Below are 14,433 nucleotides of genomic sequence, written 5' to 3'. Positions count from 1 at the left end.
ATTCGTCGTTGATCCGGTGTGAGTCGTCCTGGACCGAAGCCTCACGCTCGTTGCCGACCTACGCCCAGCGGACTGCGCTCGAGGGATCCCGCAGCGGCCAGGAAGAGGAGCGTTCCGCATTGCCTCACATCGCGTTGTTCGGCCCGTCTACGGATCTTCCGTGGCGGTCGGGCGTGTCCGTGTGCGGGTGTCGATGAGGATCTGCTCGGCCGTGGCGTTGTCGGCGCTGACGGCCCGTGCCATCGCGACGCGTGCCTCGTCCGGAGTCGCGTCCGGTGGGACCACCAACATGGAGAAGTGGTCGCGATCGCCTCGGGTGATGAGGACGGTGTCGTCACCGACCGGAAAGGAGTCGATGTGCACGACGCGGTCGTCGATGATCAGGCGTGTCGGTAGGTCTTCCCAGGCACCGGCGTCCAGGCCGACGCGGTTCACGGGGCCCAGGTACTCGGTCAGCGCGGTGATGAGGCTGGGCAGCTCGGCACCGATGTCGCGGGAGCGCGGCCACCATGCGCCGTCGAGAACTCCCTCGCGGGCGTGTGTTGTCTCCAGCCGCAGGAGAGCTGTTCCGGGTTTCACGGCTCTGTTGATCGCGTCCGGCAGAAGCTTCGTTTCATGCGGGGTGTCGGCGTCGGGCATGGTGGGCTCACCCGTCTGCGGGTTCGGTATGCGTTGACCGCCTGGGATGACGTCCGGGCGGCTGCCGGTTTCACCGTACTCCGTGTGCCGGCGTCCAGGCTCATCCCTGCGCCGCAGACAATCGATGGTCGCCTGGCCAGGCGCGGTTCAAGCGGGCCGTGGCCGGAGTACCATGAAGGGACCGGGAGTACTTCGCATACCGGCTCTCATGCTGGTGTCGTTCTCGGGGAGCAACAAGCACCGGGACGTCGAAGACGAGCCCCGGGGACAGGTCCGCGCCATGACCGCGACCATCGACCGTACGGCTTTCAACGAGCGCGTGACCTCACCACCGCCCCGCATATCTATGAACCCGGCGGGGTCCGCCCCGGGTCTCCTGGACGGCGCCTGGTGGCCTCGCTCTCGCGATCTCTCCCGTGAACTCCCCGCCCTCATCGACGTGCTGGACGCGCGGTGGGGCCGAATCACGCGTGTCGTGGTGAATCCGACCCACTGGCCCGCGATTCCGCATAAGGTGCCCATGGCGGGGCACACAGTGCACATTGGCTGGTTCAGGGATGAGCTGGACCCGCACAAGACGATCCTGCTCTCCTACACCGCAGGTCGTTGGGACCTGCTGGTGATCCCGCCGGAGACCGGCGCGGCTGCCGCCGCCCGACTGATGGCCGCCGCAGCCACCCCCGGCAGCCTCCTCACCGCCAGCGCCCTGATGGCGAACGAGGAAACCTCCCGTGAGGCGAAAGAGACGCTGAATCGGGAAGAGGAGTGGGAGACCGAAGGCGGGCACGCCCCAGCGGCAGCTGAGAACCCGAACCCGATCGGTCCCATGAGCTGCGGCCGGGAGATATAAGGACATGGAGAGCACCATCACCGTGTTCGCGATCATCGCCATGATCATCACAGGAGTGCTGCTGATTCTTCTGCTCAATGGCCAGCGGGACGAACGGATCGCAGCATTCCACTACGGCGACGCAGTGCCGGGTACCGGCCGGGGGAGCCGGAAGCGTCGGCGGCCGGCAGAGCGTGCCGGAGCCTGGACGGCACCGCCCGACACTCACGGTGAACACCGCGACAGTGCCGTGGATGGCACACGACCTTCTCATGACCGAGGTGGTGGGCATGTCACCAAGCGCCCCGCCCACCGGCACGTCGTCCCGATGAACGACGCCACCACGACGTCACCGGACCCACCGCCCTGGGACGGTCAGGCCGAAGTGCGTATCGTCGCGGCATCCCCCGAGGCCGCCCGTCGGGTCGCAGAGGCACTCCGTCAATGCTTCGCCGCCACCGAACAGCGCAGCTACCCCGCCGGCAGCGACGGCGGAACCCGCCTCCACCTCACGGTGGACACCACGCACACGGCAGAGCGGGCACGGACCTGGCTGGTAGCCAGTCGCGCCTCCGCGCACGACCGCACACACACGGACGAGGTCTGAGGCAAGGACCCTCGTCGGTGCCCCGGCACGAGTGGCGGCAAGCGCGGCAGCACTCCACCGGCGGGAGAAGTACCGCGAAGCGGTCATGGATGCCCTTACGAGGCCGCGGAAAGGCCATCGCCTCCTTGCCGTCACCGGGCGTAGCCACAACGCGACGGGCCATGGCCTGAACGCCGCCACCGGAGCCACCATCGCCATCAGGCTGACGGCACTCCGGACGTGCCGGCACGGCCTGTGCGCGGCGCCACGACCGATCACCCGACAACCCTGGTGGTTGAGGAGTTTGCCCAAGTGGCCGACCAGGTCTCCATGGTCCGGTCGTCGCACCACCGGCAGCAGCAGATGATGGAGGTACGGTCGAGCGTGCGGAGCTGATCATGACGGGTTGGCTTATCAGGGACTACTCACAGGACGATCTCGAGGCAGTGATCCGCGTCGACACGGAGAGCGGCACGACCGGAGAGCCTCCGCTCTTTCCGCTCTCCGACGCTGTGGCGGCCCTCCAAGCCGCTGATCCGGCCGTGGTGGCGGTGGCGGGCGATGTGGTGATCGGGGCCGCGGTGAGCAGACTGGACGGCGACCGGGCATGGATCCTGCGCATCTGCATGGTGCCGGCCTGGCGGCACATGGGGCTGGGCAGTGCCCTGATCACGGCTCTCGAGCACCGGCTGTTCGCCGAGGGCGTGCACACCGTGCACGCCGTCCTGCCCGAAGGGGAGACCGGCGTCGACGCTCTGCGGAACTGTGACTTCGATGCCCGGTCGGGCCTGGTCTTCTTCCAAAAGCGCGGGCCGGTGACCCCCCAGGCGATCAGCATGCTGTCCTCCCTCGGAGCGCAGCTGCCGCCCGGGGGCCTGTGGCAGAAAGTCGCGGGCATGCGACGGGAGAAACAGCTCATCGAGCGGCGCCTGGTCCTACCGCTGGCTCACCCCGAAATGGCCGCCCAGCACGGCGTTGAACTGCCCCGCGCGGTCATGCTGTTCGGGCCGCCCGGAACGGGCAAGAGCACCTTCGCCCACGCGATCGCCAGCCGCCTTGCGTGGCCCTTCCTCGAGCTGTTCCCCGCACGCCTCGCCGCCGAATACGGGCTGGCGACCGGGCTGAACCGACGTTTCGACGAGATCGCCCAGCTCGACCACGTTCTGGTGTTCATCGACGAGGTCGAGGAAGTCGCCGGCACCCGAAGCGGCGCGGACGCGACCGCGGTCGGCGTCGTCAACGAGCTGCTCAAGGCGATCGTCCGGTTCCGAGGCCAGGACGGACGGCTGCTCGTCTGCGCCACCAACAGCGTGACCACACTGGACCCGGCCTTCCTGCGCCACGGCCGCTTCGATTACGTACTGCCCATCGGCCCTCCCGACCACAGCGCCAGGACCGCACTGTGGGAGAGCTACCTGTCACAGGCAGGCGCGGAGGCCGACTGCGTGGCGCTCGCATCCGCCAGTGAGGGGTTCACACCCGCCGACATCGCCCACGTCGCCCGTACTGTCTCGCAGGCTCAGTTCGAGCGCACCTTCGACACCGGCACCCGGGCCCTCCCCACCACCGGCACCTACCTGGAAACGATCCGCGAGACCCACCCCACCGTCGGCATCACGATGGCCCAGGAGTTCGCCGACCAGAGGGAGAAGTTCGCCCGCATTTAGCGTCCTGGTCTCGGAACACCCGTCACATCCGGGAGCGCGCTCCGACGGAAGAGGACGTGAGTGCCGGCGCACGTGCCCCATCCATGCCCTTCAGCGGGGTCACCCGGTCAGCAGGGGTGTTGAGACGCGAAAAGCAGCCTGGGCTCGTCGACGTCCCCGTCGGTCTGGTCGTCGTCCTCGGCCGGCCGTCAAGACCTGCGAGACGGGTGGCCGACGGCTACTCCGTGTCCCATGCTTCCTGACGACCGTCGGCAAGGGGACGTGCGCCGGCGTCGGCCTCGGCCGCGTCGGCGAGGGCCTCGGCGGCGGCTTCCGCGGCCTGCGCCGCATCGTCGGCGGCCTGAGCGGCCGCCCTATCCTCCGAGGACGTCTCACGGGTAGCCGGCGACTTGGGCAGCACCTCACTGAAGGCGCGGGACACCCCCTGAAGAGCGGAAGTGACCTCGCCGGGGATCACCCAGAAGGAACTGCCCGCCCCTTGGGCGAGTTGAGGCAACATCTGCATGTACTGGTAGGCGAGCAGCTTGGGGTCGGGATCGTTGCGGTGCACGGCCTGGAACACCTCGTCGATGGCCCGGGACTGGCCCTCGGCCTTGAGGATCTCAGCCGTACGGTTGCCCTCCGCCCGCAGGACAGCGGACTGCTTGTCGCCTTCGGCGGTGAGAATCTGCGACTGCCGTTGCCCCTCAGCCCCCAGGATCGCCGCCCGCTTGTCGCGCTCGGCACGCATCTGCTTCTCCATCGCGTCCTTGATGGACTGCGGAGGGTCGATGGCCTTGATCTCCACTCGGTTGACCCTCAGCCCCCACTTGCCGGTGGCATCGTCCAACACGCCACGGAGCTGGTTGTTGATGGTGTCGCGCGAGGTGAGAGTCTTCTCCAAGTCCATGGAACCTACGACGTTGCGAAGCGTGGTGACGGTGAGCTGTTCGACACCCTGCAAGAAATCGGCGATCTCATAGGCGGCCGCTCGTGGATCCGTGACCTGAAAGTACAGGACGGTGTCGATTTCGACGACCAGATTGTCCTCGGTGATGACCGGTTGAGGCTTGAACGAGACGACCTGTTCCCGCAGGTCGATCACCGGATAGACCCGATCAATGTAAGGAATGACGATATTGAGACCTGGCTTCAGCGTGCGGCGGTAGCGGCCGAGCCGTTCAACATTGCGAGCGCGCGCTTGAGGCACAATGCGTACCGCCCGCACCACAGTAAATACAGCGATAAGCGCGACGATCACGCCGGCTACGAGCAGCGCCGAGACCTCCATAGCTCACTCCCGAGGGTAGACGAGGGCGGTGGCGCCATTGATTTCTATGACGTCGACGGTCGTTCCCGTAGGGATTACCAGCGTCTCGTCATAGGCCCGAGCCGTCCATTCCTCGCCGCCGATGCGGACCCTGCCGCCCAGGCCGGAGACCTCCGAGACGACATAGGCAGCCTTGCCGACCAGTGCGTCCACGCCGAACCGCTCAGCCTGAGGCTTGAGCAGGTGGCGCACCGCGATGGGACGCACGAAGAACAAGCTGACCGCAGCGAGGACGGTGAACACCAAGAACTGCAAGGGCATCGGGAGCCCCGCCGCGGCGAAACCTGCCGTCACCAACGCAGCCGCACCCAGCATCCCGAGCGCAGCAGTGAGAGTAGAGATCTCCGCTACCACAAGCACCCCTGCGGCGATCAACCAGATCAGCCATAGATCCATTGCGCCCTCCTGGCCGCTGCGGCTTCGCAAAGGCACGCCAGGTAGCCGATTCACCTTTTATCCTAATTTTACTCCCTTCGCCGGGAACTAGACTTTCCCACCTATGCCATAGGGCTATCCCGTAAATGATTTACGGGATACTGGCTGACCAGCTCGTTCCCATCACCCGGCGTGGGCGAGGTTGTGCATGTGGGCGATGACGTGGACCGCGTGGTGGAGACCGCTCCCGCCTTAACGGCAAGTACCTAAGGATCTTGTAGTGCTTCATGCGGGCGAAGGCATGCTCGCACCGCTCGTTCCCTGCCGTCGCACCGACCGTACGCAACGGCCCCGGCGTATACACACCGGGGCCGCCCTTCCGGGCCGGTTGCACGTGAGAGCGCACCGACCCATTCACCATGCTATGCCTGTCTTGCTTATCCAGCATGTGAGGCTTTTTGGGCCCGTTCCTTGATCGGAAAGGGCTCAGCGCCGTGTCAGCCGCGCTCCACCTCTGCGGCCTCCATGAGCCGGATTCCCTGATGCGTCAGCGTGACCATTGCGGGTGTGTTTCCCTGTGCCCAGTCGACCGTGATGAGTCCCTCGCCCGCCAGGTATGCACACGCTGCGGCCAGGTCCTGCTCAGGCATGCGGAGGTCGTCGCGCAGCTTCGCCCTCGTGACACCACCCGGCAAGGTGTCGCCGTAGTGGAATGCTGCGATCCCTCCGGGTGGTCCCACCGTCTCCTCGTGAGAACTGACTCCTGCCCGTCATCACGACACGGCCGGTCTTCAGGAACCCACCAATCGAATGGCGCCGTCCTACCCACACACCCGCCCCTGCACTACCGTTCCCGGCACGCTCGATACTCGCTGATCGAGCCGTGCAGAAATGCCGCGCGACCCTGTGTCAGCTGTTGCGCCAGCTGGGCGGTGCCTCGCCAGCGGATCCAGAACACCGCACACCGACCTGCTCCGCTTGGGCGGCGAGCTGAGCGGCCACAGTGGTCGTGCCCATGCCTCCGGTTATACACAGCACCGCTAATCGCCCCTGCGGCCGCCCCAGCAGCCGCTCAAGCTCTGCCAGTTCCCTCTCGCGCCCACGGACCTGCCCGGGATGCGGCGGGCGCAGTGAACTGTGCCCGGCCTCGGGCCAGTCGGCGCACCGCCGTAGTCCTGACTCCGCTGCCGACATCCCAGGCGCTGCCCCACAGCAAGAGCCCCACACAACCGACAGTCAGCATGACGAACAGCGGCCAGATCATCCACGGATTCCGTGCCCACCCAGGCACCGACTCACTCGCATAGTTCGTCACTAGCCCGAGTAAGACGTCAGGACACCGCCGACCCCGCCCACGCCCCCCGCCTACACCGCACTTGCCCTCCCGACTCGTCGTCCTCCACTTCAGCATCGCCCCCGACTTCGACGTACCACCGACCGTGCAGTCCCTCACCGGCCTCGCGAACGCGCCTCCGCCAACTGCGGCCGCGACAAGGGGAGAACAGATCGTCCGCACCGACCTGGTGCAGTCCAAGGTCGTCGACGGCAAGCTCGACTTCGCCGAGCGGCGGGCCGTGAAGTCGGCGACCGAGGGAACCGTCACGGTCGCGGCCGAGGAGGGCGACGTGGTCTTCCAGCCGGACCGGGTGCAGGTCGTCTCGGCGGACGCGGCCCTTGCCGACCAGGTGGGCCCGGACAGGACGGTCCTCACCGTCGCCTCGTCCAAGCCGGTCGTACGGGCCCAGCTGGACCAGGGCGATGTGGCACTCACCGAGAAGGGCACCAAGGTCGAGGTCACCCTGGACGCGGGCAAGTCGGCGGCCTCGGGCGAGGACACCAAGGCGACCGCGAGCGTGAAGTTCGTCAACGAGAGCCGCAAGGGGGTCCTGGCCGTACCGGTCGAGGCGATCGTCGCGCCGCGTGGCGAAAACGGCGGATACGGGCTGCAGCTGGTCCAGGGCACCACCACCACGATGGTGCGGGTCGAGACCGGCATGGTCGCCGACGGAAAGATCGAGGTCAGCGGCTCTGCCATCAAGGAGGGCCCGAAGGTCGGAGTCGCCGCGCAATGACAGCCACTGCAGGGACAGGGGCCGATCCGGTACGCCTCGTGGCTGCCGCCGCTCCCGTCATCGAACTGCACGACGTCACCAAGACGTACCCGGACGGTGTCCACGCCCTGCGCGGCGTGGACTTGACCGTGCGACCGGGTGAACTCATCGCGATCGTCGGCCCGTCCGGCTCCGGCAAGTCCACGATGCTGAACGTCATCGGCACCCTCGACAAGCCGACGAGCGGCACGGTCAGGGTGGCCGGCTACGACGTGAGCACGCTCTCGGACGCCCAGCTCTCCGCTCTGCGCGCCCGCCATATCGGCTTCGTCTTCCAGCACTTCCACCTGTCCCCCGGCCGGGACGCGGTCGACAACGTCTCCGACGGCCTGCTGTACACGGGCATCGGGCTCAAAGAGCGCCGCATCCGGGCCCGCACGGTCCTCGAACGCGTGCGTCTGGGCCACCGGCTCGATCACCGGCCCAACGAATTGTCCGGCGGCGAGAAGCAGCGCGTCGCGATCGCCCGCGCCCTGGTGGGCGAACCTGACCTGCTCCTGGCCGACGAGCCGACCGGCGCCCTGGACACGGCGTCCGGCACGATCGATGGAGCTGCTGCACGAACTGAACGCAACCGGCACCACCATCTGCGTCATCACCCACGACAACGACATCGCCCTCGTGTGACGCCGAGAGCCCGCCCCCTCCCTCAGCGGGATTCGAGGCTCCGCTTGAGGGCGAAGAGAGTCGCCCGCATGTTCGCCTCGTTGTGCTCTGCGCGGGCACCGTTGCTCAGCAGCCTGTCACCGACCCTGGCAACGTACCGCCAGGGGAATCCCGTCCGCAGGTCCCGCCACGACTGCTCCACCCGAGTGCCGTCGCCGACGGCGACAAGCCGGTACGACCACTCGGCGACCGGAATGCCGAAGCGCACCCGCCAGGCGAAGACCTTCCCGGGCTCAGAGTGAGTGACCGTGCACCGGGTGTTCCAGTGCACCAGCCCCTTGTGGTTGCTTCCCACGAACTGCGCCCCGGGACGGGGCTCCTGGACCGGTCCCACCCAGTGGCACGCCGTGCACTCCGGGCTCCACTCACCGATCCGGGTCACATCGGCAACGGCCTGCCACACCGCCTCCGGCGGTGCGGCTATCGACTCCGTGACGACGGCAGTGCGGCGTTTGGCTGACATGCGGTGATCCCGTCGCGGTCTCCCCCACCTGCTCTTCGAAGTCTACTAGCGGCTCGAGGCGGGGTCGGCATGCGAAGCCGCGAGTCCACTCCCCCAGGCGGACCGGAGCAACCAGGATGACCGCGCCAGGCAGTACAGCTCGGGGTCAGGCGTGCGCCGCGGACCGGACCGTGCTGGCGGAGGGGTATCACGACCCGGGCTTTGCCTGTCAGTGGTGACCGCCATCATGGAGCTATGGCCACCCCGAACCTGACCCCCGGCAGCATCTGGCGGCTCCACCACGGCAACCAGGAGATTGCCCGGCTGACCGTGACCGGCGCCGACATGCCATGGACCCACGCCGAAGTCGAGACACTTCCCGGCTTCGAAGAGTTCCGTCCCGTCTTCACGGAGCAAGAGCGGGCCATCGATGAGGAAGACTGGGCGCGGGCCGACGCCTGCTACACCCAGATCCGCGGTGCGCTCACCATGGCGTTCCCCGACGGCAGCCAGGTCGCCGAGTTCATGCTGCACATCCACGACGACGACACCGCCGGCTGGCGCTGGCACGACGACCCCTTCGACACGGTAAGCCAGTAACGCGCCGGCAAGATCCGTGCATTGATCAAAGCACCAGGAAAGCATCCGGTCGACAGCGCGGCGAGAGTGCCACGACACCGCCGCGTGCCGGCCGGAGAGGCCCACTCCACGAGGCCCTCGGCATCACCACGACAACGCAGCCGGGCATTTCGGTGGGACACGAAGACCTCCGTGCGTGGTGTGGAGCCTAGACACCTCCACCACACCGGAGGTCTTCGCCATGATCAAGACCCCAAGCGTCAACAACGCTCGTGATCAATACACCTAGATCGCCGTCACCACCGCCGCCCGGCGCCTGGGCCGCGGCGAGGTCAAGATGCAGGAGGTCATGGACACCATGGAGGTCCGCGTCAGGCCCATCAATACGGCTACCGTGGCCCTGTGCACGGCAGGCGGCTGTTGGTCGAACGTGTCGCATCGGGCCGACCCGTCGCGCATGTGGCAGCCGAGATGGGCATTTCGCGACCCACCGGTCACAAGTGGCTGCGGCGCTGGCGGGCCGAGGGCGAGGTTGGCCTGTATGACCGTTCCAGCCGTCCCCTCAGGACGCCCCACCGCACTCCGGCAGCGATGGAGGACCGGGTCTGCCTCCTCCGGCAGGAACGGAAGCTGGGCCCGGCCCGGATCGGTCCGATCGTGCCTGCCCGCCTCGACCGTCCACCGGATCCTTGCCCGGCACGGTCTGAACCGCCTGGCCTGGCTGGACCGGCCCACCGGACAGGTCATCCGCCGCTACGAACGCGAGCGGCCTGGCGAGCTGGTCCACACCCGGCGTTGCTGACTGACTCTGCCCTCGGCTGGGGTGGTTGTTGTGACGGTCAGGCGTTTGGTGGTGCAAACAGTGCTTGGACGGTTTCGGTGGCCAGGTCTCGTAGCCAGGTGTGGGCGCGGTCGTCGTCGTGGCGCTGGTGCCACAGCAGGTACAACGGGACGTCGGGCAGTGGCAGTGGCAGCGCCAGTGTGGTCAGGCCGAGTTGGTCCCGGGCCGCGCGGGTGACCGCGTCGGGAAGGGTCACCACCAGGTCGCTGTCGAGGGCGAGTTGCAGCGCGAAGGCGGCCGTGGGCCCGGCGGCGACGACGCGCCGATCGAGGCCGCGGGTGGTCAGGGCTTCGTCGATCGGGTCGCGCAGGCTTCCGCGTCGCGAAACGGTGAGGTGTTCGGCGGCCGCGTAGCTCTCGAGGCTCATCGGGGTTTCGGTGAGGGGGTGGCCTGGGCGGACGGCGACGACCAGCCGGTCCCTGCCGAGGAGGCGGTGGCGGATGTCGGGGAGTGTCGGCTGGCTGGAGCTGGATTCGAGGTCGATCTCACCCCGGCGCAGTTCGGGGCCGTCCGTGCCGGGTTCGGCGGACAGGCGCAGCCGGACGCCGGGGGCCTGGTGGTGGACGGCCGTAGTCAGGGCGGGGCCGCAGGCGGCGGTCAGGGCGTCGTGCCAGCGCAGGGTGAACACCCGGTCCAGGGCTGTCAGGTCGAGTTCCTGCTCCGCGGACAGAAGGCGGTGTGCCTGCTGCACGAGGGCGTGGACCTCGGCGCGCATGGCCAGTGCGCGGGTGGTGGGGAGCATGCTGCGGCCGGTGCGGACCAGGATCTGGTCACCGGTGGCCTTGCGGATACGGCCCAGGGAGCGGCTCATCGCCGGTGCGGTGACGTGGAGGCGGGCTGCGGCACCGGCGACACTGCCCTCTTCCAGCAGTGCGTCCAGGGCCGTGAGCAGATTCAAATCCAGTTGCATGACAGTAACTCTACAAGTGAAAAGCATGCACTTGTTGTTAATCGGTGGGCGGCCTACCTTCGAAGTGCAGGCGCGAGACAGACCGCCCGCACATATCGAACCCAAGGAGCCCCTCATGAGCACAGCCATGCCTTTCGCCACCGGCACGACGCTCTTGTCCGAGGTGACCGCCGCGGTGAAGGCCGCCGGCGTCACGCTGCGCGACCGATACACCCCGCAAGCCCGAGGCGTGAGTCTGGAGGAGGTCGTCGATGAGATCCACGCCAACGACGACGCGGTGCTGGACGTGCTGCGCGAACCGCTGCTGCGGGCCCGGCAGGGGTCGCAGTGGGCCGAGGACGAGCTGGCCGGCGGCGCACTCCCGCCCGGGGAGTGGTGGGTCGTCGACCCCGCCGAGGGCAACATCAACCACGTTCACGGCATGGATGACTGGGCCGTGACCGCCACCCTGGTCCGCGACAACCGGCCGGTACTCACCGTCGTCCACCTGCCGCTGACCGGCGACACCTACACCGCCGTCGCCGGCGGCGGTGCACGCCTCAACGACCGGCCCCTGAAGGTGTCCGCCAAGACCGATCTGGGCGCCGCGCTCATCGGCACCGGCCAGGCCAGGCCCGGCGAGGACGAGCGCACCTTCCGGCGGATCGGTGACTCGGTCACCGCCATGCTCATCAACGGCCTGGTCGTGCGCGTCTCCGTTCCCGCCACCATGCAGCTCATCCACGTCGCCGCCGGACGCACGGACGCCTTCTGGCAGTTCTCCGACGTTCGCTCCGGTCTGGTCGCCGGCGCCCTGCTGGTCTCCGAGGCCGGAGGAACCGTCACCGACCTGGCAGGCAAGCCCTGGAGCACGGGCAGCCGCGACTTCCTGGCCGCCGCCCCCGGCCTCCACACCGCCGCCCTCAAGGTCCTGTCGCCGATCGCCTGAACGGACACCTCCGCTCCACCCACCTCACACCGCAAGGAGCATCACCCCATGACCAACATCGGCATCCTGGGCGCCGGCCGCGTCGGCGCCAACCTCGCCGGCAAGCTCTCCGCAGCCGGACACCACGTCACCCTCGGCAGCCGGGGCCCGGAAGACACCGCAACCCGTGCCGCCGGAATCGCCCCGCAGATCGCCTTCGCCGACCAGCCCACCACCGCCCGCACCGCGGACATCGTGATCAACGCGACACCCGGCCACACCTCCCTTGACCGCCTGGCCGGCCTGGGCACCGAGCTCTCCGGAAAAATCCTCATCGATGTCTCCAACGCCACCCGCGACGCCGACGACGGCCTGCCCGGCGACCTGTGCTATCGGGGCAGCAGCCTCGCCGAGCAACTCCAGGCCGCCCTCCCCGACACCCATGTGGTCAAGACCCTCAACACGATGCTGTTCATGGTCATGACCGCTCCCGAAACCCTGGCCACCCCACCGACCGCCTACCTCTCGGGCGACGACGCGAACGCGAAGAAGACCGTCACCGGCCTGCTCGCCGACCTGGGCTGGCAGCCCGCATGGATCGAAGACCTTGGAGGCATCAGCACAGCCCGAGCCACCGAGGCCATGATCCTGGTCGTGCCCCACATCCTGCGCCGACACGGCTTCAAGCCCTTCGCCGTGTCCCTCTCCCGCTGAACCCGCCTCCCGGACCGAAAGAACTGCGCACCGCGCCATGGCCGCAGCCAGGTCCCGGAGCCCGGATGTCACGCCGGGGCTGCCGCCGTCACGTCCCGCGGGGTGCGCGGGCCGGGCACCGTTGCCCGAATGGACAGGTCCAGATCGAGGCGGCTATTCATGTCCAGTTCGAACCTGCCGTACGGATTCACATGGGTCCACAACAGCGGCGACAGGGCCCGACGGTCCGCGTCGGCGAGCTTGACCACCCACTTCGGATCGGCCAGGACTTCCTGCATCAGTAGCCTTCTTGACGTGCACCAGCGCGTACTGGAGCAGGTGCAGCGCGAGCATGCTGACCTCCTGGGACTCCTTGTCCGAACCGGCAAGGTCGCCGTCCTTGCCGTAGAAGAGGTCCTTGTTCGCGGAGTTCCAGTTCTCCACGACCTGCAACCCCTCGTGGATCTCGCGCCGCATCTCGACATCCGCGAGGTAGTCGCAGACGAACGAGGTCACCCGATGGGTCAACGAAGCACACCGAGACAGGGAAGGCGCCCAGAAGCGGCTCGACACGCTCCCCCACGCGGACCGACAGAAGGAGCCACCTCTCGACGCCCAGCGCATCCGACAGATCACGGAGGGCCTCGGAGACATCGCACAACGCATTCACGCAGCCAGCGCCGACAAGAAGAGCCCGCTCTACGAAGCCCTCGGCATCACGATCACCTACGAACACGAAACGAGGGCCGCGACCGTAAGGTCGAGGCCCTCGAATCCGTATCGTCAGTGGTTGTGTCCGAGGGGGGACTTGAACCCCCACGCCCGATAAAGGGCACTAGCACCTCAAGCTAGCGCGTCTGCCATTCCGCCACCCGGACCAGGTGTTGCCGCGCTGCGGGGTGTTCCCCGCGGCGACAGAGATAACTCTACCAGGGGTTCGAGGTGCCCCTGAACCGCATTTCGCGTGGTCAGTGGGGGTGCTCCGAGGCCCACCACCCCCACCGGCACCGATCACTCCGGCCACGAGCCCTACCAGTACACAACGTAGTGATTGGGTCACGCACGGAACACGGCTACCCGCTTCCCCCTGCGCAACCACGGTTCGTCGAGGCATTTGAGGCTAAGAACGGCTAACGGAATGAGTGGCACGACGGGCTCGGAGGCATGAGGCTGTGGGGTCAGGCGTTCTTGACGGTGAGGCCGATGTGCTGGGCCAGGGCGGGGGCGAGGTCGAGCAGCTGGGGAGTGCTGATGGTGGCACCCTTGAGGGCCGCCACGCCGGAGGTGATGCCTAGTGCGGTCGCCTCGCTCAGATCGACTCGGGTGAGGGTGGCTTTGGTGAGGTCGACTCCGTCGAGCGTCGTTCCTGGGAAGGAGACGCCAGTCAGGGCCGCTCCTGCGAAGTCGACGTCGCGCAGCAGGCAGTCGACGAAGGTGACGTTCGCCAGCTGAGCCGCGCGCAGGTTGACTGAGTCGAACTTGCAGTGATGGAAGACGGCACGGCGCATCTGGGTCCCGTGGAGCTGGGTGCCGGCCAGGAGGCTGGAGAGGCATTCGGTGTCCAGCCAGGTGGTTTCCGCGAGGTCACTGCCCACGGTGCGGATGTTGTGCATCCATACGGTGTCGAAGCGCGCGCGCCGGAACCGGCCGCCCGTGAAGGTCACCGAGGACAGGGCCGACTCGCCGAAGCGCGTCATGCCGCCGTCGACGTCGTCGAAGGCGCGGTCGTCGATGTGGAGCCACTCGTAGACCTCCTCCCGGTCCAGGTCCCCGGTGAACGGTTCGAGGCGATGGACATAGGGCAGGGCGGGCAGGTCGCGGGGGGCGGGTACGCGCATCAGAGTCCTTCCGGGGCGGCTACAGGGCACCCCTGATGAGA

At 67.7% G+C, this 14,433-nt stretch carries 15 protein-coding genes, 1 tRNA gene and 3 pseudogenes; 9 read left to right on the top strand and 10 right to left on the bottom strand.

Annotated elements, in window-relative coordinates:
* Positions 1–147: 147 nt before the first annotated feature.
* Positions 148–639: a DUF5994 family protein gene (locus tag ACTWOL_RS31385; RefSeq protein WP_474300222.1), complete on the bottom strand. Its 492-nt coding sequence runs from the start codon at positions 637–639 to the stop codon at positions 148–150.
* 208 nt (positions 640–847) lie between these two features.
* Here ACTWOL_RS31385 and ACTWOL_RS31380 point away from each other — a divergent pair, with 208 nt between their 5' ends.
* The 3 genes from ACTWOL_RS31380 to ACTWOL_RS31370 all read left to right on the top strand — a co-directional run bounded on the left by ACTWOL_RS31380 (position 848) and on the right by ACTWOL_RS31370 (position 3,721).
* Complete coding sequence (locus ACTWOL_RS31380; protein WP_474300221.1) at positions 848–1,489, top strand: DUF5994 family protein; 642 nt, start codon at positions 848–850, stop codon at positions 1,487–1,489.
* 4 nt (positions 1,490–1,493) lie between these two features.
* Complete coding sequence (locus ACTWOL_RS31375; protein WP_474300220.1) at positions 1,494–2,075, top strand: hypothetical protein; 582 nt, start codon at positions 1,494–1,496, stop codon at positions 2,073–2,075.
* A 377-nt stretch (positions 2,076–2,452) separates the two neighbouring features.
* Positions 2,453–3,721 carry an ATP-binding protein gene (locus tag ACTWOL_RS31370; RefSeq protein ID WP_474300219.1) on the top strand — a complete coding sequence of 423 codons (1,269 nt, stop codon included), beginning with the start codon at positions 2,453–2,455 and terminating at the stop codon, positions 3,719–3,721.
* A gap of 217 nt (positions 3,722–3,938) precedes the next feature.
* Here ACTWOL_RS31370 and ACTWOL_RS31365 read toward each other — a convergent pair whose 3' ends face one another.
* From ACTWOL_RS31365 to ACTWOL_RS31355, 3 genes are all read right to left on the bottom strand, one after another.
* Positions 3,939–4,991 (bottom strand): SPFH domain-containing protein, encoded by a 1,053-nt coding sequence (locus tag ACTWOL_RS31365; RefSeq protein WP_474300218.1) that lies wholly within the window; start codon positions 4,989–4,991, stop codon positions 3,939–3,941.
* Positions 4,992–4,994: 3 nt separating this feature from the next.
* Entirely contained in the window at positions 4,995–5,426 is a 432-nt protein-coding gene (locus ACTWOL_RS31360; RefSeq protein ID WP_474300217.1) for an NfeD family protein, read from the bottom strand.
* Between the two features lie 476 nt (positions 5,427–5,902).
* The gene (locus ACTWOL_RS31355) at positions 5,903–6,055 is read right to left on the bottom strand and encodes a hypothetical protein (RefSeq protein WP_474300216.1); all 153 of its coding nucleotides are present in this window, start codon (positions 6,053–6,055) and stop codon (positions 5,903–5,905) included.
* Positions 6,056–6,781: 726 nt separating this feature from the next.
* Between ACTWOL_RS31355 and ACTWOL_RS31350 the strand changes: the two genes are divergently transcribed.
* Positions 6,782–7,477 carry an efflux RND transporter periplasmic adaptor subunit gene (locus ACTWOL_RS31350; RefSeq protein WP_474300215.1) on the top strand — a complete coding sequence of 232 codons (696 nt, stop codon included), beginning with the start codon at positions 6,782–6,784 and terminating at the stop codon, positions 7,475–7,477.
* Positions 7,474–8,143 (top strand): annotated as a pseudogene (locus ACTWOL_RS31345) (ABC transporter ATP-binding protein). Before ACTWOL_RS31350 ends, ACTWOL_RS31345 begins: the two are co-directional and overlap by 4 nt.
* Before the next feature lie 22 nt (positions 8,144–8,165).
* Here the strand turns inward: ACTWOL_RS31345 and ACTWOL_RS31340 are convergent.
* A complete protein-coding gene (locus ACTWOL_RS31340) occupies positions 8,166–8,645 on the bottom strand; it encodes an SRPBCC family protein (protein ID WP_474300214.1) in 480 nt (159 codons plus the stop codon).
* 234 nt (positions 8,646–8,879) lie between these two features.
* On the opposite strand from ACTWOL_RS31340, the gene ACTWOL_RS31335 reads away from it, so the two are divergent.
* Together ACTWOL_RS31335 and ACTWOL_RS31330 are read left to right on the top strand one after the other, a co-directional pair.
* Positions 8,880–9,224, top strand: a complete 345-nt coding sequence (locus tag ACTWOL_RS31335; RefSeq protein WP_474300213.1) for a hypothetical protein — start codon at positions 8,880–8,882, stop codon at positions 9,222–9,224.
* Positions 9,225–9,605: 381 nt separating this feature from the next.
* A pseudogene (locus tag ACTWOL_RS31330) lies at positions 9,606–9,987 on the top strand (helix-turn-helix domain-containing protein); the annotation flags it as partial.
* A gap of 55 nt (positions 9,988–10,042) precedes the next feature.
* Here the strand turns inward: ACTWOL_RS31330 and ACTWOL_RS31325 are convergent.
* The gene (locus ACTWOL_RS31325; RefSeq protein WP_474300212.1) at positions 10,043–10,954 is read right to left on the bottom strand and encodes a LysR family transcriptional regulator; all 912 of its coding nucleotides are present in this window, start codon (positions 10,952–10,954) and stop codon (positions 10,043–10,045) included.
* A gap of 115 nt (positions 10,955–11,069) precedes the next feature.
* Here ACTWOL_RS31325 and ACTWOL_RS31320 point away from each other — a divergent pair, with 115 nt between their 5' ends.
* Positions 11,070–11,882 (top strand): inositol monophosphatase family protein, encoded by an 813-nt coding sequence (locus ACTWOL_RS31320; protein WP_474300211.1) that lies wholly within the window; start codon positions 11,070–11,072, stop codon positions 11,880–11,882.
* Between the two features lie 48 nt (positions 11,883–11,930).
* Positions 11,931–12,575 (top strand): NADPH-dependent F420 reductase, encoded by a 645-nt coding sequence (locus ACTWOL_RS31315; RefSeq protein ID WP_474300210.1) that lies wholly within the window; start codon positions 11,931–11,933, stop codon positions 12,573–12,575.
* A 68-nt stretch (positions 12,576–12,643) separates the two neighbouring features.
* On the opposite strand, the gene ACTWOL_RS31310 is transcribed toward ACTWOL_RS31315, so the two are convergent.
* The 4 genes and pseudogenes from ACTWOL_RS31310 to ACTWOL_RS31295 all read right to left on the bottom strand — a co-directional run bounded on the left by ACTWOL_RS31310 (position 12,644) and on the right by ACTWOL_RS31295 (position 14,392).
* Positions 12,644–12,853, bottom strand: a complete 210-nt coding sequence (locus tag ACTWOL_RS31310; protein WP_474301338.1) for a hypothetical protein — start codon at positions 12,851–12,853, stop codon at positions 12,644–12,646.
* 25 nt (positions 12,854–12,878) lie between these two features.
* A pseudogene (locus tag ACTWOL_RS31305) lies at positions 12,879–13,178 on the bottom strand (Tn3 family transposase); the annotation flags it as partial.
* Positions 13,179–13,347: 169 nt separating this feature from the next.
* Positions 13,348–13,432: transfer RNA gene (locus tag ACTWOL_RS31300), tRNA-Leu, on the bottom strand.
* 300 nt (positions 13,433–13,732) lie between these two features.
* Positions 13,733–14,392 carry a pentapeptide repeat-containing protein gene (locus ACTWOL_RS31295; RefSeq protein WP_474300209.1) on the bottom strand — a complete coding sequence of 220 codons (660 nt, stop codon included), beginning with the start codon at positions 14,390–14,392 and terminating at the stop codon, positions 13,733–13,735.
* Between the last annotated feature and the right edge of the window lie 41 nt (positions 14,393–14,433).

The sequence above is a fragment of the Micromonospora sp. IBHARD003 genome, assembly GCF_056106285.1.
This window is presented reverse-complemented; position numbering and strand designations above follow the sequence as displayed.